The 24,130-nt window shown below is 45.1% G+C and carries 14 protein-coding genes; 8 read left to right on the top strand and 6 right to left on the bottom strand.

All coding sequences use genetic code 11. The annotated features are described in order from the left end of the window. Position 1 precedes the first annotated feature (1 nt). From J2Z66_RS06945 to J2Z66_RS06925, 5 genes are all read right to left on the bottom strand, one after another. Positions 2-1,081, bottom strand: coding sequence for a GerAB/ArcD/ProY family transporter (locus tag J2Z66_RS06945; RefSeq protein WP_209970635.1), 1,080 nt, complete (start codon positions 1,079-1,081; stop codon positions 2-4). Beyond that, positions 1,078-1,245, bottom strand: a complete 168-nt coding sequence (locus J2Z66_RS06940; protein WP_209970634.1) for a hypothetical protein — start codon at positions 1,243-1,245, stop codon at positions 1,078-1,080. The genes J2Z66_RS06945 and J2Z66_RS06940 overlap by 4 nt, the downstream gene beginning before the upstream one ends. Then, on the bottom strand, positions 1,232-2,452 hold the full coding sequence (locus tag J2Z66_RS06935; protein ID WP_209970633.1) for a Ger(x)C family spore germination protein: 1,221 nt from the start codon (positions 2,450-2,452) through the stop codon (positions 1,232-1,234). Before J2Z66_RS06935 ends, J2Z66_RS06940 begins: the two co-directional genes overlap by 14 nt. Further along, positions 2,449-3,948 (bottom strand): spore germination protein, encoded by a 1,500-nt coding sequence (locus tag J2Z66_RS06930; RefSeq protein ID WP_209970632.1) that lies wholly within the window; start codon positions 3,946-3,948, stop codon positions 2,449-2,451. The genes J2Z66_RS06935 and J2Z66_RS06930 overlap by 4 nt, the downstream gene beginning before the upstream one ends. Before the next feature lie 258 nt (positions 3,949-4,206). Further along, a complete protein-coding gene (locus tag J2Z66_RS06925; protein WP_209970857.1) occupies positions 4,207-4,980 on the bottom strand; it encodes a hypothetical protein in 774 nt (257 codons plus the stop codon). 196 nt (positions 4,981-5,176) lie between these two features. Between J2Z66_RS06925 and J2Z66_RS06920 the strand changes: the two genes are divergently transcribed. The 7 genes from J2Z66_RS06920 (at position 5,177) to J2Z66_RS06890 (ending at position 20,942) form a co-directional block, all read left to right on the top strand. Next, positions 5,177-5,995, top strand: coding sequence for an SPL family radical SAM protein (locus tag J2Z66_RS06920; RefSeq protein WP_209970631.1), 819 nt, complete (start codon positions 5,177-5,179; stop codon positions 5,993-5,995). Positions 5,996-6,175: 180 nt separating this feature from the next. Further along, positions 6,176-6,427 (top strand): YolD-like family protein, encoded by a 252-nt coding sequence (locus tag J2Z66_RS06915; protein ID WP_209970630.1) that lies wholly within the window; start codon positions 6,176-6,178, stop codon positions 6,425-6,427. Between the two features lie 247 nt (positions 6,428-6,674). Further along, positions 6,675-9,089: a glycoside hydrolase family 36 protein gene (locus tag J2Z66_RS06910; RefSeq protein WP_209970629.1), complete on the top strand. Its 2,415-nt coding sequence runs from the start codon at positions 6,675-6,677 to the stop codon at positions 9,087-9,089. A 54-nt stretch (positions 9,090-9,143) separates the two neighbouring features. After that, positions 9,144-12,647, top strand: a complete 3,504-nt coding sequence (locus J2Z66_RS06905) for a DUF4838 domain-containing protein (protein WP_209970628.1) — start codon at positions 9,144-9,146, stop codon at positions 12,645-12,647. A gap of 132 nt (positions 12,648-12,779) precedes the next feature. Further along, positions 12,780-13,808, top strand: a complete 1,029-nt coding sequence (locus J2Z66_RS06900) for an S-layer homology domain-containing protein (RefSeq protein ID WP_209970627.1) — start codon at positions 12,780-12,782, stop codon at positions 13,806-13,808. A gap of 49 nt (positions 13,809-13,857) precedes the next feature. Further along, complete coding sequence (locus J2Z66_RS06895) at positions 13,858-16,101, top strand: hypothetical protein (protein WP_209970626.1); 2,244 nt, start codon at positions 13,858-13,860, stop codon at positions 16,099-16,101. Positions 16,102-16,148: 47 nt separating this feature from the next. Then, a complete protein-coding gene (locus J2Z66_RS06890; RefSeq protein WP_209970625.1) occupies positions 16,149-20,942 on the top strand; it encodes a DUF4838 domain-containing protein in 4,794 nt (1,597 codons plus the stop codon). Between the two features lie 71 nt (positions 20,943-21,013). Here the strand turns inward: J2Z66_RS06890 and J2Z66_RS06885 are convergent, their stop codons facing one another. Beyond that, positions 21,014-21,847, bottom strand: a complete 834-nt coding sequence (locus tag J2Z66_RS06885) for a helix-turn-helix transcriptional regulator (protein ID WP_209970624.1) — start codon at positions 21,845-21,847, stop codon at positions 21,014-21,016. A 1,062-nt stretch (positions 21,848-22,909) separates the two neighbouring features. Between J2Z66_RS06885 and J2Z66_RS06880 the strand changes: the two genes are divergently transcribed. Beyond that, complete coding sequence (locus J2Z66_RS06880; protein ID WP_209970623.1) at positions 22,910-24,022, top strand: DNA alkylation repair protein; 1,113 nt, start codon at positions 22,910-22,912, stop codon at positions 24,020-24,022. The last annotated feature ends 108 nt before the right edge of the window (positions 24,023-24,130 follow it).

Raw genomic sequence — 24,130 nt, 5'->3', positions numbered from 1 at the left:
ATTAACTTTTTTTTCGTGCTTTGCCCATGATCAACACTATAATTAAGATCAGATAAAGTGTAAAATAAAACAGGGTCCAATATTTCGCAACCCAGTCAGTGTAATCGACCGTATTGGTGTGAATTTCATTGCTCATAACAAAAGTAATAATCCCCGCAGGAATTAAGAAAGAGGTATAGCTTTCATGTCTTGAAATATGTTGCAATCCTTTTAAAGCTGCAAAGAGAGAAAGGGTAATTTTTACCAATATTCCAAAAATCCAAACGACCGCAACGAGTGCTTCGACTCTTTCAAAATTTTTGATTAACGTAATATCCCTCATCATCGAAAAGGTAGGATAGGGTTGCCTTATAACCATATATGGTCCTTGTGTACCTAAAGTGAGAAAGATCGTAAGGACTAGAATCATACCTGCAAACAATATACCCGTAAGATAGTATTTCATTAATTTTTCTTTTTGCTTTACGTATGTAAGCACTGATCCCAACAAAATAATATCTAGAAATGGGAACGCGATTGTCGTATAAGATCCATGTAAAATGGATTTCATACTCTGCTCGAAGACGGGTCTGAGATGGTTAAAATTAAACTGATTGGCAGTTAGCGCTACTGATATGATAAATAACAGAAGCATCCATGGATTTAAAAATTCGTTCACTCGAGCTATATTATTTAAGCCGTAATAACAAGAATAAACCGCAAGCAATATGATCATAATCTGATATGTCCATTGATTTGACATAGGTGAAATGCTAACCACCATAAAATTGCTAAGATTCCGCACAACATAAGAAGCAAGGTGGACTGCATAAAAGACGATCAGTAAATTAATGACCGTACCCAGCCATTTACCGCCGACATGTTCCACAATCCAGAATATAGATTCATATCCATATGATTTAAGAAGAAACATCCAAACAACGTTTAGCAATAAACCAATCATTACAGAAAAAAACATCGATATCCATGCGTCCTGAAAAGAAAAAAACGCCGTTAAACCTGGTGCCATCAAGAAAGAGCTGCCATAAAGAAAACTGATCACCATAAGAACAAGCTGCCATCTAGAAATAGAATGATTCATGACAGCCCCCCAAACATGCCTTTATAGATAGGTGCATAAACCGCATCAATCCATTTTGGAAATGGAAACCACTGCTTATGAAGAAAAAAACTAATCATATAGATCACGGTGAACAGCCAGAAAATAGATAAGGTGTATACATATCGTTTGCTATTTTTTTTCATGGATCGTTTTCACCCTTGTTCCTACAGATTCCATTTGAATGGTAACTACCGGTGTCACTTTTACCTTTGTAAATTCTTTTTTCCACACTTTCTTGTACTGTTTTTTCCACATTTTTGGTTCTTTATCATATAAAGATTTGCCAAAACCAAATACATCAATTTTCTTTTGTTTTGCTAGTTGTACCGCACTTTCAATATCATGCTCAATATGCTCTTCCACTTGCTTTTCCATTTCGATTATTGTATTAGGGTCGCTAATATCCATTTTACAGGTAACTTCTTGTAAATTAGCTATGCCTGAAACATTTACCTCGTAAGTTATTTCTTCTTGCTCAACTACTGGTTTTACACTGGATTTAATGTTTTTAATCATTAAGCCAATATGGCCTTTTTGGCCATCACATTTCTTTATGGATATAAATAATTGTTTAATCCTGGCATTAATGATTGCCCAGCCTATTGTTTGATTTTCATTATACCAGCCCGTCATATGCTCTTTGTCAAATAGCGCAAGCCCTGTTATATGATACATTTTATTGTTTGCATCAATATTAGTGAGATTACTCGTGCTGCCACTCATTTTACTTAACTCAACCCGCTCAACGCCTTGAATGACCGGATCTCTGAATTCTCCATAACGCCAATTAATAATATCTTTTTGTTTTATTCCTTTTGCAATCCCCGTTGTACTAGAGGAAAGTTCCACCTGCCTTCTTAACAACTCACCAGGATTTTTATTTATAGGCGTGTAAAGGGTTAGAATGTCTTTAGCTGATGAATTTTTGGCAATGAGTATAAATGCATTATCTCTTATTTCATAATTGCGTTCCATGTAATCAAACAGTGGCGCTAACCCTATCTTTCGGGCATACTTTTCACCAACAATAAAACAGCTCACATGTGAAAATAAGAGTTTTCTAGGTAAAATATTACTTGCCTTTTCGACCGCTTCATAAAGGGTTGTTCCGGCTACAGAGTAAGTATATACGGACCCTCCTCCGGTGCTTCCAGAGCTGCCAACTGATGCTCCGCCTTGTCCGCCTGTTATTCCACCTGCATTCACAACTTGCAAGTGAACCATCATCTGATCTCCCTCTTGGTCAATACCAACGGCCGATACAATTAGAACTTCATTCAGTTCAACTTTGGCATTACAACCCGTTAAAACCAACAGTAGAATGACAATTAACTTTCGATAACGGCTCATGATTTTTGTAACCTCTTCTTGAACAATCTGGTCTGAGTCCACCACAGAGGAAAACGAAGAATGCCGTCCTTGTGCTTACCCCCCTGAAAGGGAGAGGTAAAGTAAGGTTTCCCCATAGATGTTAGCGAACAAAGATGAATAAATAAACCAAACATAAAGAAAATAATGCCAAATATGCCAAATGTCGATGCGAAAATCATATTCAAAAATCGCAATAATCTTGTCGCGCCGCTAAAAGCATAGTAGGGGGATACGAAGCTTGAAATAGCTGTCAGTGATACGATGATAACAATTGCCGGGGAAACCAGACCCGCTGAAACTGCAGCTTGACCAATTACGATAGCCCCAACGATCGATACTGCAGATCCAATCGGTCTCGGCATTCGTATCCCTGCTTCACGTAATATTTCAAATATGATTTCCATAGTGAAGGCTTCTAAAAAAGCAGTGAAAGGAACTCCTTCTCTTTGCGCAGCAAGACTGATAAGTAAACTGGTAGGAATAAGTTCAGGATGAAAGGTGGTAACCGCAATAAAACCAGCGGGCAGTGAAATGGAAATAACAAACGAAAGGACACGGATGAGCCTAATCGAAGTGGAAAGATCATAGTGATGATAATAATCTTCTGCGGCTTGAAAAAAAGAAACAAATGTTACAGGTGTAATAAGAACAAAGGGGGTGCCTTCGAGCATAATCACCACATTGCCATCAGTTAATGCGGACGCTGCCACATCAGGCCGTTCAGAAGATTGAAATGTCGGAAAGGGGGTATATCCGTTTTCATCTATCAATTCTTCAAGCATACCACTTTCAAATATTTTATCTGTATTTATTGTAGTTACTCTTTTTATTACTTCCTGAAGCACTTCTTGATCTACATGATTCTCCATATAAGCTACCAAAATAGTAGTTTTTGTAATATTTCCCACTTGAAATGATTTAAAGCGAAGAGAAGGATCTGACAATCTTCTTCTTAATAAAGAAGTATTGGTTTGCAGCGTTTCAATAAACCCTTCTCTGGGTCCCCTAACCATGGTTTGGGATTCTGGTTCTTCCACACTACGTGTTGTCCATGCTTCCAATGGAAGGATATAAGCTTGGATCAACCCGCCAACAAATATAGCTAACTGCCCTTTTAAAATAGGGGTAATGATTTCATCAAAATGAAGGCATGGTTTAACTGTTGCGGAAACTTCAATTTGATGGATTAACTCGATCGGCTCACACCCTTGATTTTCATTCTGCCATCTTCTTATAGGTTCAATAATAGAGAGGTCCAATTGCTGTTTATTTACTAAGCCTTCAATATAACAAAGCACAAAGGGAACGGGTGTCTCCAGGAAATGGATTATTTTAACATCCATGCTGTCACCTAGTATGTTCTGTAATTGATGGATGTTATTTTGCAATTCTGCAGACACTTTGAGGTCTTGGCATGGATTTTGGACTACATTGTCTAGATTAGGACGTTTTCGTTTGAACAATTGCAGGCCCATTTCCGATCCACCACCTTTATCAATTTATGGTTATTATCTGTAGTAAGCATATTTTTATGCAATTTCTTCAAGGACCTGGATGGTTTATATTGTCTGGAGCACTGCAGCGTCGACCATAGGTTCAGAACTGGCTTACATATTGTTTACATAATATTTATTATGTAAGCATGATGCGAGGAAAGACATCAAAGCTGTTTACATTTTTAGATTGGGCAAGCAGAAGGGGAGTATGCGAATGCATACTCCCCTTAGCTTTTATCAGGCTTCTTGCTTTTGTATTTTAGCAGGATTGTTGATTTTGTATGGTACAGGGTGTTTGGTGAGCTTTTTAGCAACGATTTTCGCTTCGAACGTGATTTTGTCTCCGACTTCCAACTCCATTTTTTTCAGTGTGGCGCTGTGACTGGACCAGGCTGAGCCTATTTCAGCAGCAGGTTCAACAATGGACACCTCTTCATAAATGACCACTTCATCTTCAGTATCGGAGAAATGATTAGGTACCGTTGTAAATTCCTTCACGATTGCCGTCATTTTGACTTTTTCTTCAGGCAGCTGTACCTTTTGGGCCTTTTCTTTTTTGGCTTTAGCTTTAGGGGGATCTTCGGTCTTAGCCTCAACGAGCTTAATCTCTTCAGCCACAGGCTCTTCCAGCTTGACTTCCTCTAAAGGAGGGATGGCTTCTTGCAACGTTTCAAGCGCTGAATCAACTGCTTCAACTGCTTCAGCTGGTTCTATCAGTTCTTCTGCTGCCGCAGCTTGCTTCTGTCCGTAATTCGCAGCCTGCATTTCTTTGAGATAAGAGGGGTGGATGCAGTGCCGCTGCTGGTTATCAAATTCAATCACCGCAGTCATTTTATCGACAAAGCCAATAATGCTGCAAGCCAGATTTGTGCCGTTTCCCTTGTAGAAAAAAGCTTTTGATTTGGTTGCTTTGTCGGAGAGTAAATTCCACTCTTTACATTGTTCTATTTGTTCGGCTTCGTTTTCGAAGGCATTGTACGTAGAGGGCTCGATAATAAAAGCATGTACCATATTTTTTCCGCCTTTCATTTTATATAGAATCATTTTATCATTTTTGGCTGTTTCTTTCATAGCTTCTCCAGAAAGTTGTTGCAGCTGAGCTGAGCATCCTTCAATATCTTGCTGTTACATTGGAAAATACGTACAGAGGGCTATATTTGAGGTTATACTATTTAAATAACTTCATCAAGCCAGAAGGGGGTACGATATGAAAAGCGAACTATTCTACAAATATCCCAAGACACTTCTCAACAAGGGGACAGGGTTTCTTACTGATTATAGTCATTCCCTGAACCCCTATACAGGATGTTCCTTTGCTTGTTCTTATTGCTATGTGCGTCAAATGCCCGTATCGACTTTCCGCAAGAAGGAATGGGGGACTTGGGTAGATATCAAAAAAGAAGCGGCCGCTTTGCTTCGAAAAGAGCTTTATAAAGCAAAAGCCAAAGGGAAAGTAACCATTTTCATGTCATCGAGTACAGACCCCTATCAGCCCGTTGAGTATAAAGAAGAGGTGACAAGATCATTACTCGAAGTCATGGTAGAAAATCCGCCTGATTTCTTATTTGTGCAAACCCGCAGTCCGCTTGTTCGTAGGGACATAGATTTGCTTTTGCTATTAAAAGATAAAGTAAGGGTAAGCATGACCGTGGAAACGGATCGGGAGGACATACGCAAACATTTTACACCAGATGCCCCACCTATTAGTGCCAGATTAAAGACCTTACAGTTATTAGCAGAAGCTGGCGTTCCTACCCAGGCGACAATCGCCCCTATGCTGCCAAGCAGCGAGGCGTTCCCGGACAAATTGGTGCAGCTTGTGAACCGGGTCTGTTTGGACGATTATTTTATGGGAGACGGCAGCGGCGGCAAGCGAACGCGAAGCTTGGGGATTCAAGCCTTGTACGAAAAGTTGGGCTTGGAAACATGGTATCATCCATCCGCTTATCACCTCGTGTATGACAGACTTATTAAGGTTTTTCCCGAAAATCAGGTTTATTTAAGTCAGAAGGGCTTTGCCCCTTAAATCTCCACATGAAAAGCAGGTACCGCAAATACTGGCCAAAAGCTTGCCACCTTATACCTGGCGGGATATACTTAAGTAGGAAGCTGGAAGCATTTGTTCGTTATTCGTCTCTTTTACATAAACGGGAGCAAATTTCTTAATTGGACAGCTAACTCAAGATTACTTTTTGGAGGATATAAAGTGGCAAAAGCAAAAGTATCAAAACGACCAACAAGAGATGAATTTGTTTTGGAGGAAATAGGCAATCAGCTTGCAGAAGCCAAGCAGGAACAGGCCGAGATTCTGCTGACGGTATGGGGTCTGGATGAACAAGTACGCGGACAGATTAAAACTATGGATGCACGAACCTCTAGAGTACACATGGAGAGCGGCGGAGAAATAACAAAGGTCCCCTTTATGGATATTATGAAGGTCGATTATCCCAGAGATTAAATCTGGATACTTCATTAACAAGGTTGAAGCTAACCGTTTAGGAGCAATTTGAGGTGATACAGTTGTGACAGCAAGGCTGAAAGGTAGCACCTTCAGCTTTATTTGTCGTGAATAGAACTAAGACAATAAAACTTGGAGGAGGGAATTTAAGAGAATAGCCTGCCAAAGAAGACAATACTCCATAAAGCTGCGCGTTTTATCCATCTGAAAGCCAATAGATCTATGTTTAAATAAAGAAGAAGCTTTTGTGAAAGCGCTTAACAGAAGCGGAGGGTATAGAGATAGGATATCAGAGAGGAGAGTAATCAAACTGAGTATTGACATTAAGTCTGGCAGCATGAGCGTCAAAGTGGCTTCAAACCAATTCGGGTTCGATTCGGACAAAATTTCCTTTAAGGGGTCAGTTCGTGAAGCGACTGTTTTGATTGGAAAGCGAGAAAAACCGCTGAAGATCAAGCCGGAGGAAAACATCTTACATACGACCTCGAACCGTGTAACACCTGTTGGAGAGGCGGTCGATTATACTTGGCGAAGCGAAAATAGCGCGGGTTTCACACTCACATGGACGCTTAGCTGTCTGGACCATCTATCAGCCGTAACGCTGCGGGCAAGTGTAACCAACGGGACGGATGAGAATGTTCGTCTTAGAGAAATCGTCTTAGCCCGTTCATCAAGCGGTGCCCTGCGCTGTGAAGGTGACCCTGCGGCTTGGCTGCTTTCCCCGATCTCACACGAGGGGAGAGTCGGTCATTTAGGCCAGACCTTATCGAGTGTTAACGAGGACACCATTCAAATGTGGAAAAGTATGAATTCGGTAATTCCCTTCAAGCTTCCAACTGAAGAGCGTTACAACGATGGACGCTGGCGGTCGTACAAAGATTTTGTGACGTTGTATACGGAAGCCGGTGAATACGGGACCACAATGGGTGCTGCAGGCGAGCCGGCAGCGGATGTCAGATTTGACTGCAAAGTCAACAATGGTAAAATGCGTCTGGATATCATCAGTGAGATGAGCGATGTCCTCCTAGAGCCTGGAGAAACCCGCCACTCACAAGAAGTAGTCATTCTGGCTGGCCCCTATGATGAAGCCGTTGGTACACTTTTCAAATGGCTGGGCGCAACTCATGGAAGCCGAACCCATCAAGGCCCCAGATATGGGTGGTGCAGTTGGTACGATCTTCGCTGGGATATTACGGAAGAGACCATTGCTGCAACCGTATCCGAATTTCATAAGCGTAGGGATCAATTACCAGCTCAGGTTATCCAAATTGACAACGGCTTCGAACGCAAGATTGGCGATTGGCGCTGCAACAACAAATTTCCAAATGGCTGGGCGCCCCTTGTGCGAGAGATTCGCGAGACTGGCGCGGAAGCAGGCATTTGGCTGGCCCCTCTTGGTATGCACAGTTCGCTCGGATACTTAGGGGATCATCCAGACTGGTTCCAGCGAAATGCCAAGGGCGAGTTGGAGATGGAGGATAATACTTGGGGAGCGACTACGTATTGGTTGGATCCTACACATCCTGAAGTTCAGAGTTTTATTCGTGAAATCGTACGTGAAGAGAGACAAGAAGGCTTCACTTATTACAAGACAGACTACAACACCATCTCTGATCGATGCCGTTTCTATGATCCCAAGATGACCCGTCTGCAAGCGTATCGGACCTTTTACCAGCTGCTTCGGGAGGAAATGGGGGAAGAAGCGTACTTAGTTGCTTGCTCAGGCTTTACCCGCGGAATTTTTGGCTTTGCTGATGCTTGCAGGATTGGCCCTGATTCGATCGATGAATGGAGTTCAGCTCATCTGCCTTGTACCATCCTCCAGGCTATCCGGGCGACAGGCAAGACGGCGGCTGCCAATGGTATCTTATTTGCTAATGATCCAGACGTAACCTACACCATGATTCGTTCACAGTCTGAAGCTGACAGAAACCCGAGAGAGGCTGCCGGTTGCCGCTTGACTTTGGATGAATGGCAGACATGGCATGGGTTTGTAGGATTGCTTGGGGGCATGCAGATCATCTCTGATCCCATGGAAAAACCGGCCTATGCAAACGGCTGGCGCAACTTTGAGATTTTGACACCTCCAGCACCTGAGCTCGCGCTGTCCCTGCATGCCGGCACGGATATGAATCATCAGCGGTTTGGGTTTACTGCTAAGCGCGCATGGGGGGACTTTGCTTCTATATTACTGTGGAACGCGGAAGACAAGGAAGCATCATTGGCGCTGAACAGCAATCGATTGGACCCATTGGGAAAATCTTTTCACATTTGGTCATTCTGGGACGAAAAGTATGGCGGCATTGCCGACAGCAGCTTTGCTACACCCTTACTGCAGCCGCATGCCTCATTATTGCTTCGGTTTACACCGGTAGCTGAAAATCCAGAGCAGCCAATTGTAATCGGATCTACGCTGCATATTTCGATGGGGGCAGCAGAAATCGCTAATATTACAACAGCAGAGCATGACTTAGTGATCCATCTTAATGATGGTGGTGCATCCGACGGCAAGCTCTTTGTGTATAGTACAAAACCGCTTGTTCTCCATCAGGCTGAAGCATGCGCCGTTGCAGGTATTGAGAAAGCCAATGAAGCGGTATGGAGCATTCAAATTGCAGAACGGCAAAAAGGCAAAAATCAGGTTATTCACATTAGATTTTGAACATCCGTCATCATATACGAAATGCGCGGAATTCACACAAATAGGAGGATCGAAATGAAAAAAAGTTTTTCTCGTAAAGCATCGTTTTTTGTTTGTATGATTCTCTCCTTGTCTTTAATCATGTCTGTTGCTTCACCGCTTACATACGCCGAGGTACCGGGGAATGGGGGCGATGTAAATCACAATGCTGCGCCAGCAAGTATTCCAAATGTGATGGGGAACTACACCCCGCCCACAGCTGCGGAAGTGCCAACCAGCGGACCTCAGCTCATTGTCGATGGACAAGGTCAAGCTTCGCTTATCCTCACGACTACAGCAACGGAGCTTGAAAAACAAGCAGCTCAAGAGCTGCAAAGCTATATGAAACAAATATCCGGGGCGCAGCTGCCCATTGTGACAGATGCTAATGCTGCAACAGGGGTTAAAATCTTCATAGGAAATGCTGCACCCGATCCACAGCTGGATCAGATCCGCCAGGGGGGCACAGATCCGGATTCTTTCCGTTTATCTGTGAGTGCGGACACAATTCAATTAATCGGTCTTTCAGAAAGAGGAACCCTGTTTGCCGCCTATGAGCTGCTGGAGCAGATCGGCATTCGCTGGTTCGCTCCCGGAGAAATCGGCACCGAAGTTCCAGCGATGCAAACGATTCGTGTGAAGCAGCAGAACACGATCCAGCATCCCGGTGTGACGAGCCGGTATATGGGAGGCATATACCCGCTGTTCTCCCAAGAACCGATGGACTTCGTCGATGAGTTTGAAGGAAAGGGCTGGCTGGATCACAGCAGAGGTAATAACAGCACAGTTGCTCTTGGCGGACACGGCTTACCCTGCACGATCACAGCTCAGGAGCGGCCGGATCTATACGTGCAGGTCAATGGAAAGCCTACTTCTCAGTTCGATGTAACAAAACCAGAGGTACTGGCCTGCGTTGTGGATGGAGCACTGAAATTTCTGGAGGAACATCCTGACGCCAAATATCTGGATTTGGGACCCCATGACGGTGATGATTTTGGCACATCAGCCTGGGATGCCGAAGATTACGATCCGCTGATGGGCTCCAACTCGATCACGGATCGTTATGTGAAATTTTACAATCTCGTTTTGGAGCAAATTGAGCCGCAGTATCCCGATGTAGGCATTGCATTTTTTGCCTATCTTCGTTATATGAGAGCGCCAGTTCGTGAGATTCCGAATCCTAAGCTGCTGCCTGTTATTGCACCGATCACTGTCGAGCGCATCCATTCGATGGAAAACGGAATGTCTTGGGAGCGGTCTTATTTGAAAGACCTAATCGCTGATTGGAAAAAATTAGGCGTTGATGTGTCGTTTTACAGTTACATGTACAATTTAGCAGACCCGGGCCTGCCATTTTCGATGATAAACCGGATCGTGGAGGAGATGAATCATTTCCGTGACCAGGGAATGAACCAGCTTCGTTTCGAAGTGCTGCCGTCGTGGGGTTATCAGGGGCCATCGTTATATTTAATGTCCAAATTAAGCTGGAATCCGGAGCTGGATGTTCAGGAGACGTTAACCGACTATTTCTCCAAATTCTACGGACCAGCGGCAGAGCCGATGTGGAACCATTTCCGCAAGCTGGAGGATACGTTTGCCAAGGCGGATTACTACACAGGGGCTGTGTTTGATTTCATAAAAATTCTGACGCCAGAGGTGCTGAGTGATCTGGAAAGCACGCTCGCCGAAGCGGAGAGCGCAGTACCGACAGATTCCAAATATGCCAAACGGATCAGAATGGTCCGTGTTGCCTTAGATTTTGGCAAAGCATTTACGAATATGAGAGATGCTTACATCAAATTTGATTTTGTAAAGGCGAAGCAATATTTTGACGAAGCGAAAGCACAGTTGAAGGTGGCTGCCGACCATTCCCCCGTTATCATTAATCCTTGGGCAGGTGGCTATATCGATATTTTCTGGAAATATCAGATTGAGCAGGGCTATGAACGGGTTACCAATGGGAACAAGATTGTTACCCAACTGCCGGACGAATGGCTGGCCATGCTGATTCCTGGCGGAAATGGCGAGAAGCTTGGATTATGGAAGCCGGGCGTGGGTACGCAATCATGGATGAAGCTGAAGACTTATTCCGAGACGTGGACTAGCCAGGGCTTGCGCTATTACAAGGGCGAGGTCTGGTACAGAACTTCAGTGGACATCGCAGAATCCTATAAGGATAAGCCGATTCGGCTCTGGTTCGGGGATATCGACGAATCCCCACGGGTTTGGGTCAATGGCAAGGAAATTCAGCCAAAGTCAACAGGCATCGCAACGGTAATTCCATGGGAATATGATGTGACTAGCAGTATCAAATTTGGCCAGAAGAATGATATTGTCGTCTCTGTGACTAATCGTTACTTAGATGAGCTTGGGACGGGCGGTATTGTGGGGCCGGCCATGCTCTGGACATCTGATGAAACTACTCCGGAAGTTCCGGTTGATCCGGATGAGCTGCTTACGAATCCTGGCTTTGAACAGGGGGCTACAGGATGGACACCCTACAATCCAAGTACATTCACATCCGTTATAGAACCAGTGAATTCTGGCTCTAAAGCACTTAAAATAAGTGCAAGGAGCTCGAACTATACGGGTGCTATGCAGGATATCAAAGCCAAATTGTTGGAAAGCGGGCAAGGGACTTATGATTTCAGTGCTATGTTGCGCACAGAATCGGATACACAAACCATGTATGTAAATATATTTATTGAAGATAGCGAGGGCAGCCGTTACCACAATGGGTCTTTAGTAAGTGTAGGGAGCGAAGGTTGGACGAAGTCTTCGGGCTTGACCCCTATTACATGGACAGGAGAGTTGAAAACGGCTCGTATATACATGGAATCACTTCCAGATACGGGCAAAGGCAATTATTTTGTCGATGACTTCAGTTTCAAGAAAGTAAAGCCGCCTGTAAGCAACAAAAGCACATTAATGGCTAGTGCAAGCACGATAGCTGCAGGTACAGCGCTAAAAGTCAACTATGGAATCAGTAATGTCAGCAAGGCTGTTTACGCACAGGACATCAAACTGGATTATGATCCTGCAGTGATGGAATTTGTATCTGCAAAGTCTTTAATAGAAGGGGTATCCATTGTTGAGATTGTTAAGGAACCGGCAGGCAAGCTTCGCTTGATCATGGCCAGTCAAGGTTCACAGCATGCAGTAACAAGCAATACGCAGGTAGCAGAGCTTACCTTTAGAGCGAAACCAATTTCCCAAACAGCTTCAAGCGTAATCTCTATTACGAGTGCTGCTCTGGGAGATGACCAGGGCCATGAAGTTCAGGCCGAATTATCGTCCGTTACTGTTGAGGTTACTGCAGTAGATCCGGGTGGTCCAGGGCCAGGTGGTCCAGGTGGGAATCCACCAGATATCAATCAGGATGGCAAAGTGACCATCGGTGATTTGTCGATCGTAGCTGCACATTATGGCAAGAACAGCAGCAATCCGGATTGGACGCAAGTAAAGAACGCAGATATAAATGGAGATGGCAAAATCGATATCCTTGATCTCGCAGCAGTTGCCAAAAAAATATTGGAGTAGCAGAAAGATCAAGCAGGAGAAGTAGAGATATATTCCAGGCGGATGGCAGGGAGGAGCTTCTCCTTCCTGTCTTTTCAAAAATAAGCAGATACACACACTTGTATGTGATTTAACCGTGGAAAGGATGATTTTATGAAACGTTACTTAATCACTTTTATACTTTTCTCCCTATTCGGCCTGCCATTGCTGCATCTTACAGCGGCAAAAGCAGAGGCCGCCCAATCCTTTCTTTTAACGGTTGAACAACCGATTAATGATACGATGATTGTAACTATGCATGGCAAAAATATAAAGGATTTATACGGCTATGAAGTGAGAATCTCATTCGATCCAGACCAATTGGAGCTGGTAGAAGCCAAATCCAGTCTGGATGGGTTCTCAGTTTCTCCTATGATTAAAAACAAAGAGATTGTCCTTGCTCATACCAAAGTTGGCAATGTAACAGGGGCAAGCGGGGATATCCGTATCGGCACTTTGACCTTCAAATCCAAAAAGCAAGGGACCTCCACTGTAAGGTGGGAATCCATCAAGACGGTAGACCATAATTTATCTGATCAAACTTATTCGGTTGGAAATAGCGTTTCCTTGATTACAACGAAGAAAGGTTTTGTAGATTTGGAAGGGCACTGGGCAAAGGCAGATATCGAGCTGCTCGCTTCCAAAGGCATGATTGAAGGAATGGACGATGATCATTTCGTACCGCAGGCCAAGGTCACCAGAGCTCAATTTGCCGCCTTAATTTCCAGAGCCCTTAATCTGAAAACGACTACGAAGCAAAATCCTTTTACCGATGTCACATCAGGTTCCTGGTATGAGCTTGAAGTCAATAGGGCTTACACAGCAGGGATTATCCAAGGCATAACAGAAAGCAGCTTTGCTCCGGAAAAAAACATCACAAGGGAAGAAATGGCCGTGATGATTGTTAGAGCGAGCGCTCATATTTCTGCTGATATCCTAGGAAAGGACAGCAAGGCTTCTATTTCAGCATTTGCAGATTCAGCAGCCATAAGTGAGTGGGCTAGAGAAGACATTTATACCTCAGTTCGTTTAGGCATCATCAATGGCAGGGCAGAGAATAAGTTTGCACCTCAAGATCAGGCAACCAGAGCGGAAGCTGCGGTTGTGATCAAAAGATTGCTTTCCACACTAAGTCTTCTTTAATTGACACTAATCAACACTTACATGGAAACCTAAAATTGGAGGGATGGCTATGCCGGAAAATAATGATCAGAAGCATGCAAAAGAAGAGGAACAAACCTACTCGCCCGAGCTGCAAAAGAAACTGCAAAAAGATGGACAACAGGAAACACTGCCTACTGATAGCCGCATAGGGGGTATGATCAGCAGAAGAACGCTTATATCCTCTTTAGGTGCTGCAGGACTTGCTATTGCTGCAGAAAGCTTATTGGGTAAACCTGCTGGAATCGCTTATGGACATAGCACCAGCGTGACTAAAGCTGTTTATGGTGATGAACCGCAATCTGAGCTAGGTAAGCTTGAGCTTGCGTCCGCAGCCTCCTTAGAGGTAGAGGATATCGATGCTTTGATGGCATTAGCTGCGGATGATTGTGAAGTCGCTTTCGTCTGTGAAAGGCTAAGAGGAGGCTTTTTCGTAAAGGAAAGCCTTAGTAGTGACCTGGCCTCCGGGGATGGTGGCATTACCTTTGCCGCTCTAGGCGGCGGGCGCTGGCGGAGGCTGTATGCCGATCATGTAAGACCGGAATGGTTCGGCTGTATAGGCGATGGAGTCAACGACGATTACGAGGGCTGGGACAAAACAGTCAAGTACATCAACACTGCAGGAGGTGGCGTGATTGAACTGCGTAAAGACGCCAACTACTTTCTGAATCGTTATGCTATTGAGGATAAAAACCCCCTCGATTCACTGAATCCAGTATGGTCAGGAAACGGGGTCAAGGATATTTGGTTTAAGAATGTCCATGGCCTTGTGATCCATGGCAACCATGCCAAATTCTCTGTAAAGGGCAGCTTTCATCGGCGCTATCATTACTCCTATGGCGGATATGGCTATAGTTATGACAGGGCGCTTACGGTATTGTCTTTCAGCAGATGCAGTCATGTTACCATTCACGATCTAGAGCTCGATGGTAACAGCAGTTTAACGACAAGGGACGTCACAGTGACGGCAGAGCCTGGATCGAACGGACTGCGGACCGTGATGTGCGAAAATTTCTCAATCTATAATCTGAATGCCCATCATCATTTAATGGATGGCTGGTTTCTGGGCTTCTTCTATGATAGTGAAGGTGTACTTGAAAAGCTGCCTGACCGGAACCACGTAGCTATAAACTGCAAGTTTACCTTTAATGGCAGACAGGGTGCCAGTATTATGCAGATGGTGAACGGCATTTTTATTAACTGTGATTTCAGTGATACCGGCAAAGCGGCCTACGGCAGTCACGCACCGGGCGCAGGTGTGGATATTGAGCCTGAGTGGTATCAGTATGCTACCATTACCGAACTGCAGGTGCCGGAGAAGGACCAGACGCAGCAAATTACCTTTTTGCGCTGCCGGTTTGAGCGGAACGTCGGCTTGTCTGCCATTGCTGCCTTTAGTGATCGAAGCCGGGATATTACCTTTCGTGATTGTGTGTTTGATGCGAGAGGCAGCAGTCCGACCTATACTGCTATTTTCTCGGCAGAAAACACACTGGTGGAGGGATGTACCCTATATTTAAATGGAAGCCTGCCGCTTTCTTATACACCATCAGCGGGAGGAGGGGCTCACCAGCGGACTACTTTCATCCATAATAAGGTCCATGCCAAGGATGGCGTAGTTTTAAGTATCGATGGTAGCGACCCGAATCAATATGTTTGGATTGACCATAATGATTTTGAGTTTGATTTTACAGGCAGAGCACTGCTCGGTGAGGCTATCTGGCTCAGCGGAGCATTCAATAAGTTCACGAACAATAAGGTCCACGTTAAGCTAAATGCAGGGCAAGTTAGCGGCAATTTAATTGTTAACCGCCTGATTCAGACAGCTCTTTGCGAAAATAACGAGTACACAACGACACTTACCGGCTCGGGTACGATAAGCAATGCTTACGGGGATGCGCCTAACAGAACACCTTATATTCGCAACGAAAGATTTATGTCGGGAGCCCGCTTTCAAGCGGATTACTTCACAAGCTACACAAGCAATAACATTTACACCCGTATTCCTGAAAGCATGCTGTACGGTTTTGGTGTTCCCAGCTTTGGATCCATTGCGGCAGGGGGGAGTGTGGATAAAACCATTACCGTAAGTGGAGCCAAAATCGGTGATATCAGCGTCGCCACTCCAAATGTCATACCTGACTATGGGTTTTCGATCTATTCTTTTGTAAGCGCTGCAAATACAATTACGATTCGTATCACGAATTGCATGAGTGCAGCCGCATCGTTCAGCGACCGGAGCTGGTATGTTACCGTTATTCCGCGAAATGAATAGAAGGATAAGAATAGGATGTAAAAGTTACAATTACAAGGAGGATCGAAATGAAACTGCGTTTTTCTCGTAAGATATCATGCTTAGTGTCGCTGATTCTCGTGTTATCTTTATTGTTGTCCATCACAACAACACCTGCTTACGCCGTGGTAACAGGGAGTGGGAGTGGAGGCGGGAGTGAGGCAGAAACAAAGGCTGGGCAACCAGACAGGACTAACGTGATGGGGGATTACATCCCGCCTGCAGCAGAAGAAGCACCAAACAGTGGGCCCAGTCTTGTTGCCGAAGGACAAGGTCAAGCTTCGCTCATCCTCACGACCACAGCAACGAAACTTGAAAAACAAGCAGCCCAAGAACTGCAAAGCTATATGAAACAAATATCCGGGGCTCAGCTGCCCATTGTGACAGATGCTAACGCTGCAACAGGTGTCAAAATCTTCATAGGAAATGCTGCACCCGATCCACAGCTGGATCAGATCGGCCAGAGGACAGATCCGGATTCTTTCCGTTTATCTGTGAGCGCGGACACAATTCAATTAATCGGTCTTTCAGAAAGAGGAACCCTGTTTGCCGCCTATGAGCTGCTGGAGCAGATCGGTATCCGCTGGTTCGCTCCCGGGGAAATTGGCACAGAAGTTCCAGCGCTGCAAACGATTCGTGTGAAGCAGCAGAACACGATCCAGCATCCGGGTGTGACGAGCCGGTATGTCGGAGGCATATACCCGCTGTTCTCCCAAGAAACGATGGATTTCGTCGATGAGTTTGAAGGAAAGGGCTGGCTGGATCACAGCAGAGGTAATAACAGCACAGTTGCTCTTGGCGGACACGGCTTACCCTGCACGATCACAGCTCAGGAGCGGCCGGATCTGTACGTGCAGGTCAATGGAAAGCCTACTTCTCAGTTCGATGTGACGAAACCAGAGGTACTGGCCTGCGTTGTAGAAGGAGCACTGAAATTTCTGGAGCAACATCCTGACGCCAAGTATCTGGATTTGGGACCCAATGACGGTGACGATTTTGGCACATCGGCCTGGGATGCCGAAGATTACGATCCGCTAATGGGCTCCAATTCCATAACGGATCGTTATGTGAAATTTTACAATCTCGTTTTAGAGCAAATTGAGCCGCAATATCCCGATGTAGGCATTGCATTTTTTGCCTATCTTCGTTATATGAGAGCACCAGTTCGTGAGATCCCGAATCCTAAGCTGCTGCCAGTGATAGCTCCGATCACAGTTGAGCGCATTCATTCGATGGCAAATGGCATGTCCTGGGAGCGGTCTTATTTGAAAGACCTCATTGCCGACTGGAAAAAATTAGGTGTTGATGTGTCCTTTTACAGCTATATGTACAATTTAGCAGACCCAGGCCTGCCATTTTCGATGATCAACCGGATTACGGAGGAGATGAAGCATTTCCGTGAAGAGGGGATGAACCAGCTTCGTTTCGAAGTGCTGCCATCATGGGGTTATCAGGGGCCATCGTTATATTTAATGTCCAAGTTAAGCTGGAATCCGGAGCTGGATGTTCAGAAGACGTTAAGCGATTATTTCTCCAAATTCTACGGACCAGCGGCAGAGCCGATGTGGAATCATTTCCGCAAGCTGGAAGATACATTTGCAAGTGCGGATTACTATACAGGAGCAGTTTTCGATTTTTCGAAAATATTGACCCCAGCTGTTATGAAAGCTTTGGAGAGTACGCTGGCCGAAGCAGAAAGCAAAGTGCCGGCAGATTCCAGATATGCCAAACGAATCAAGATGGTTCGTGTAGCGTTAGATTTTGGCAAGGCATTCACGAATATGAGGGACGCTTATCTCAAGTTTGATTTTGTGAAGGCGAAACAATACTATGACGAAGCGAAAGCACAGCTGAAGGCCGCAGCCAACCATTCCCCCGTTATCATCCACCCTTGGGCAGGCGGCTACATCGATATTTTCTGGAAGTATCAGATTGAGCAGGCCTACGAAAGAGTGACCAACGGCAGTCAAATTGTGGCAAAGCTGCCGGACGAATGGTCGGTCATGTTCATTCCAGGAGGAAATGGCGAGAAGCTCGGATTGTGGAAGACTGGAGTAGGCACAAAATCATGGAAAAAGCTAAAAACTTACTCGGACTCTTGGTCCAATCAAGGCTTGCGGTATTATAAGGGGGAGGTCTGGTACCGTACTTCTGTCAATGTGCAGGCAGCCTATCAGGATAAGCCGATCCGGCTCTGGTTCGGTGACATCGATGAAACTCCGCGGCTTTGGGTCAATGGCAAAGAAATCCAGCCAAAGTCCACCGGCATCGCAACGGTTATACCTTGGGAATATGATGTTTCCACCGTGATCAAGTTTGGCCAAAAGAACGATATTGTCGTCTCGGTAAACAATGAATATTTAGATGAACTGGGCACAGGCGGTATTGTGGGACCTGGCGTTCTCTGGACAACGGAAGGAATCGGAGGAGGGACTCCTGAAGAGGAGGAAGTATCTATCGTTACGAACGGTCAACCTGAAGCACAGGTTATAGTAGCTGCTGGGGCGGATAAGCAAACTCGGAATGCAGCTGCTAAGCTCGTTGAATACGTGAAGAAATCCACGGGTTCAGAGCTGGAGATCGTCATCGATAGCTTGGAATCACCGATAGCTGCAGACACGAATCAAATTTATGTTGGAAAAGAAGGCTTAACAGATGTAAATCTGCTTGAAGGTATGGATAAGGATGGCTTCATCATTCACAGGGAAGCCAACCGTATTACCATTGCTGGTTCGAGTGCCTGGGGAACCGAATTTGGTGTTTACGATTTTCTGGAGCGTTTCGTTGGCGTCCGCTGGCTAATGCCTGGTCCTGATGGTGAGGATGTTCCGCAAACTGCAAACCTCACCGTATCCGTCGATACGATTCGCGACGAACCGGCTTTAATATCCAGACAATTCGACTATTTTACAGATTCGAATTGGGCTAGATTTAACCGGCAGCATGGTAGAGTTACTAACGCACACAATTTATTAAATCTGTTCCCGGTAGCGCAGTATGCAGATCATCCCGAGTTCTATCCCGGGGGGATTGTTCCTGCTCCGAATAACTATGATTGGCAGCCTTGCCTCACGAATGCTACTGCGGAGGAAGCGATCCGGAATATAAATACTTATTTCAGTCAACATCCCGAGGAAGAATCGTTTCCACTTGGCATTAATGACAGCGACAATTTCTGTGAAGCGGACCGCAGCAAGTTAAATTCGATCGGTAAACCGGATATGTCTGATTTGTATTTCAATTGGGTGAATAAGGTCGTTGAAGGTGTGTTGCAAACACATAAAGATAAATATTTTGGTGTGTATGCCTATGCGTCTGTTTATGATCCACCAAAAAATATTAAAGTTAATGAGAGAGTTGTCGTATTAATTACGGATGATCGTATATCATGGGGGGATCCGCTTCTTAGGCAGAAAGGCGAAGCCTTGACGAAATCATGGCAGCAAGCGGCTCCCAGTATCGCTTTCTATGAATATATGTATGGAACGCCGTATACCTTGCCCCGTGTTTACCCACACTTGGAGGCGGAAAATCTGAAGTTCGGGGTGCAAAATGGTTTTATAGCCCGTTATGCTGAGCTGTATCCGAACTGGGGAGAAGGACCGAAAGCTTGGGTATCGCTTAAACTGCAATGGAACCCTAATCTCGATGTGGATGAATTGCTCAACGATTGGTACGAACGAGCAGTTGGGAAGGAAGCTGCTGCCAGCCTGAAGGCCTACTACGATCACTGGGAAAACTTCTGGTCTTCACGTATTTACGAAACGTACTGGTATAAATCCTGGGCAACGGCTGATACAAGATTGAATTATATGAGATTCAACAATGCTCTTTATTTGACTGCTGTAACGAAAGAAGAAATGGCAGAAAGCCGTCGCTTATTGGAAGAAACGGTGGAAAAGGCGGGTACGGATAAACAGAAAGCGAGAGCAGAGATGCTATTGAAGGCTTTCGAATATTATGAGACTTCAGCGCTAAGTTATCCGCGTCCCGGACTAACAACACCGCCCGCAGATGAGATTGAGGCATTAGCTTTGTTAAATGAAAATTTGGATAGAATGAAATTAGCTGACAAACGGATGCAAATTGTAGAAGAACTCCGCAGCGATCCAGTGCTGAAACACCCGCTTGAGCCGACTGATTGGGGAATTTCCTGGTCTGGTTTGAACGGAAACCAGGTAGCAGTTCTCGTCGACTGGTTGAAGGGGCACCCCGGCGATAACCGTGTCAAACAGAAAATTGAAAGCTTGTCTATTGAAGCTGAATCGGTAACCATTCGCAACTTCTCCAGGTTACTGCTTAAATTATTGAAAGGAGAAGCTCCAGTTAATCCTAATTCATCGTTTGAAATCAGTGAGAATTCTAAACCAAAGAGGGCTTTAAATTGGTGGTATTGGGTTGAACCAGTTACCGGGAATGATGATATAAGACGCACAGATGAAATTTCCAGAACCGGAAATTATGCATTGCGCGGTCAGGGAATGGGATTTGGCGGGCCTGTTCAGGATTTGGCCATTGAGCCGGGAGAGTATGGATTTGTCGCTTATTACTACACAAAACCAGGTAGTGATTCAGAAGGGAATGTGTCGTTCTTCGGAAACATTAAAGATAGTACGGGGAATATTATAGGGCTGCTGCGCAGTGAAACGGTGCCAGTGAAATATACCGAAGGAGGATGGTCAATGGTTACCTTCATTGCAGAAATTCCTCAACAATTTGCTGGTATTCCTGTCGCTCAGATTCAGTGGGGTCTGCAGTTGGAAGGCTTTGAGCAAGACGGAGAAATTTATCTTGACGACATGGAAATGCATAAAATGAATTAATGCCTCTCATGTACCGGAAGCCCTATTAACAGGCTTCCGGTTTTTGTGAATGGTGGGGAGGATGTGGGGAACTATTCTTTCATTTTTTGCCGATACACACTTGGCGAGAACCCAGACCATTTTTTAAACATTTTCGAAAAATATAATGCATCTGAGTACCCAACCGAAGCGGCGACCTGCTCCACTGCAAAATTACCAAGAAGTAGAGACTGGGCCCGTTGCATACGTAGTTTAAAGAGATATTGGGTGGGAGAAACCCCTGTATACTTGGTAAATAACTTGGCTAAATGGGAGCGGTGATAGCCCATCGCATCTGCTATCTGCTCAATCGTAACTTGTTGATTATAATGCGTAATCATCCAGCGTATCGATTTTTCAACGGCTGCATAGCCTTCTTGATGAGTATTTATGGCTATTGGCCGATTTTTCTCTAATATTTTCTTGAATTCAAAGAACAATAATCTTAGGTAGGCCCCTGTAGGTAGATCAAAAAAATCATTATTGGGCTGGAAGTGATCTTGAATGCTCGTTAACAGACTTGGAATCCGTTCATGATCCCCGATGTTGAGAACATGTAAATCTTCGGTGATTCCAACAGCTTGAAGTAGTGAATCGGCATGTGAGCCTGTGAAGCCGACCCATGCATACTGCCACGGATTGCTAGTATCAGCTGTATAGGCAGCTAACTGGTTCGGGAAAATGATAAAAAGATCGCCGGGTCCCAGCTCATAACGCTGCTCACGACTCCAGAAAACGCCTTTCCCCGAATTTACATAATGAATTAAATAATAATCAAGGATCATGGGTGCCATGGAATATCCCGCTGTTGTTTGGCTATTTCCGCTTGTCAATACTGTGATTTCACCCGGGCTGCTGTTTTGAATTATAAATGACGTCTGGAGCATGGACTCACCTCTTATTTGAAAGTTACCATATCAATTTCGAAAGCGCAATATACACCTACAGAAATGATGAAAACCCTTACATAATTATACAATGAACTGTAAATTTGCTGAATGTTCTTTTTCATATTCTTTTTATGACAAGAAGCGCTGGCATACGCTAATCACTATCCCTATTGCTAAGGAAACAGACGCCTGCTGGCTTTCTGTTTGTGCGTGACACGTTTAACAATTTGTAGCTGTTAGGGGAGGAAAGGAATGCGGGGAAGATGAGCTTTAGTAGTCTTTAGCAGCTCTCCCTCCGCCGAATTGGACGTGTACTCCTATATGCTCCACTTAACGATGTTTTTCATCGTTGAAGCAGGTGTTCCAGGCCAATCCGTCACGTTAATGATGATTTTCATCGTTAATAGAGGTCGGATGGCCTCCTAGGGTGGTTAAAAGGGATTTTAACGATGTTTTTCATCGTTAAAGCAAGGATGTGGAGAGGACTGATGCTTTCAACGATGAAAAACATCGTTAAATCATCAGGTCCTTCTCAGCTGTGCGGGCTCTTCATCTCCAGCGCCTGCGTCGGCTAGGAAATCTCCTCTAACCAAGAGAAAAAAACTTGCTGGCTGTCCGTTTGAGCTTGGTGTTCGTGCGATTGTATCCGTGTAATTTTAGCCGTGCAATTGTAGCTGAAAGAGGGAATGTCTATGGGCGGAAGAGCGTTAGCGCCCGCCTTTAAAGATTTGTTCCTACCTCCACATCCATTCCGTTCACGGGAACAAATCTTTAACAGCGGCTGGAGCCCACAGCCCTTACCTCCCTCTATTCACTAACGTCATGAACATGCACCTCAGAACACCACTAGGCGGTTTCTAATTATGATTTGTGCCAGAAAAAGGCTATTATAGAATTGGATCAGAGAGATGACCTAAACACGTGAATATGACATATAGTTGTCAAGTTAGTATGTTACGATATTAAAGCAATACTTATCAAAGTTGAAAATAGGGGACTTTACAAAAGCAAGAGGCAATTGGGCGGATCATGCCCATAAACAACTGGAGGAGATTAACGATGGCAGAACCTTTGAAATCCGTTTACAACGAGCCGTTTCTGCGCGGCTTTGGTGAGAAGATCCAAGCCGTGTACGGCGCTTTCGATACTGATGGCTTTATCGCTGCAGCAATGGATGATACTTGGAATGAGCTTGAGCTTAAAGCCCGAATGCGGCGGATTAGCCAATCTCTGGGGGAGTATCTGCCGGCTAGCTATGAAGAGGCACTGGCTGTGCTGTTTGCAATCGATGAAGCTTGCGTTGGATTCCCATATCTATTTTTCCCGGATTTCGTGGAGGTGTTCGGCCAGGCTGAGGAGCATTGGGCCCTTTCCATGGAAGCGCTGGAACGGTTCACGAAGAAGTCATCTTCCGAATTTGCCATCAGGTCGTTCTTACTGCGCGAACCGGAGCGGGTGATGTCCCAGATGATGGTCTGGGCAGAGCATTCGGACGATCATGTCCGGCGGCTGGCAAGCGAGGGCTGTCGGCCACGTCTGCCCTGGGGTCAGGCTCTGCCGATGTTCAAGCGGGATCCGGCACCGGTGCTGGCCGTGCTGGAGCTGCTGAAGGCAGACCCCTCGCTTTATGTGCGCAAAAGCGTCGCCAACAACCTGAACGATATCGCAAAGGATCATCCTTCTGTCGTGATCGAGACGGCACGCCGCTGGAAAGGCATGGATCCGAATACGGACTGGATCGTTCGGCATGGCTGCAGAACTTTGATCCGCAAGGCTGAATCGGAGGTCATGGCACTGTTCGGATATGCGGAACCGGAAGGTACCACGCAGCTTACGACCAGCGCCGCGCTTACGGTTGAACCAGCCGTACTGCAGATCGGTGGCAGCTGTGAGCTGCAGTATGAGCTGTGCATACGTGAAGGTGATCCCGCGCGTATCCGCATCGAATATGCGATCGACTTTGTGAAGGCTGGAGGGAAGACTTCTTGCAAGAAATTTCTGCTGTCTGACAAAACAGTACCTGGAGGCACACATCTTGTCGGCAAGCGAACCCACCGCTGGTCAGATCTGACGACCCGTCGTCATTATCCGGGTGCGCACAAAATTGCTCTGTTGGTTAACGGTAGGGAAGCAGCTAGTGCAATGCTGATGCTTGAGGAGGTTGACATTTAGGTTTCATAATGTAAGTTAATAAAAATAAACTTTTGTTACTTTTGGTAAAATGTGATAGGCACTACAGACTCCAAGAACTATTTATAGTATAGTAATAATTAGTTAATG

It is taken from the genome of Paenibacillus eucommiae (assembly GCF_017874215.1).
GTDB lineage: Bacteria > Bacillota > Bacilli > Paenibacillales > NBRC-103111 > Paenibacillus_AI > Paenibacillus_AI eucommiae.
Note: the sequence above shows the minus strand (reverse complement) of the source record. Positions and strands in the feature narration are given on the sequence as shown.

Excerpts from the sequence above, each read along its gene's own strand:
- J2Z66_RS06895 (WP_209970626.1), top strand. The coding sequence starts at position 13,858 with ATGCCGGAAAATAATGATCAGAAGCATGCAAAAGAAGAGGAACAAACC.
- J2Z66_RS06945 (WP_209970635.1), bottom strand. The coding sequence starts at position 1,081 with ATGAATCATTCTATTTCTAGATGGCAGCTTGTTCTTATGGTGATCAGT.
- J2Z66_RS06885 (WP_209970624.1), bottom strand. The coding sequence starts at position 21,847 with ATGCTCCAGACGTCATTTATAATTCAAAACAGCAGCCCGGGTGAAATC.
- J2Z66_RS06880 (WP_209970623.1), top strand. The coding sequence starts at position 22,910 with ATGGCAGAACCTTTGAAATCCGTTTACAACGAGCCGTTTCTGCGCGGC.
- J2Z66_RS06905 (WP_209970628.1), top strand. The coding sequence starts at position 9,144 with ATGAAAAAAAGTTTTTCTCGTAAAGCATCGTTTTTTGTTTGTATGATT.
- J2Z66_RS06935 (WP_209970633.1), bottom strand. The coding sequence starts at position 2,452 with ATGAGCCGTTATCGAAAGTTAATTGTCATTCTACTGTTGGTTTTAACG.
- J2Z66_RS06920 (WP_209970631.1), top strand. The coding sequence starts at position 5,177 with ATGAAAAGCGAACTATTCTACAAATATCCCAAGACACTTCTCAACAAG.
- J2Z66_RS06940 (WP_209970634.1), bottom strand. The coding sequence starts at position 1,245 with ATGAAAAAAAATAGCAAACGATATGTATACACCTTATCTATTTTCTGG.
- J2Z66_RS06930 (WP_209970632.1), bottom strand. The coding sequence starts at position 3,948 with ATGGGCCTGCAATTGTTCAAACGAAAACGTCCTAATCTAGACAATGTA.
- J2Z66_RS06925 (WP_209970857.1), bottom strand. The coding sequence starts at position 4,980 with ATGGTACATGCTTTTATTATCGAGCCCTCTACGTACAATGCCTTCGAA.
- J2Z66_RS06900 (WP_209970627.1), top strand. The coding sequence starts at position 12,780 with ATGAAACGTTACTTAATCACTTTTATACTTTTCTCCCTATTCGGCCTG.
- J2Z66_RS06890 (WP_209970625.1), top strand. The coding sequence starts at position 16,149 with ATGAAACTGCGTTTTTCTCGTAAGATATCATGCTTAGTGTCGCTGATT.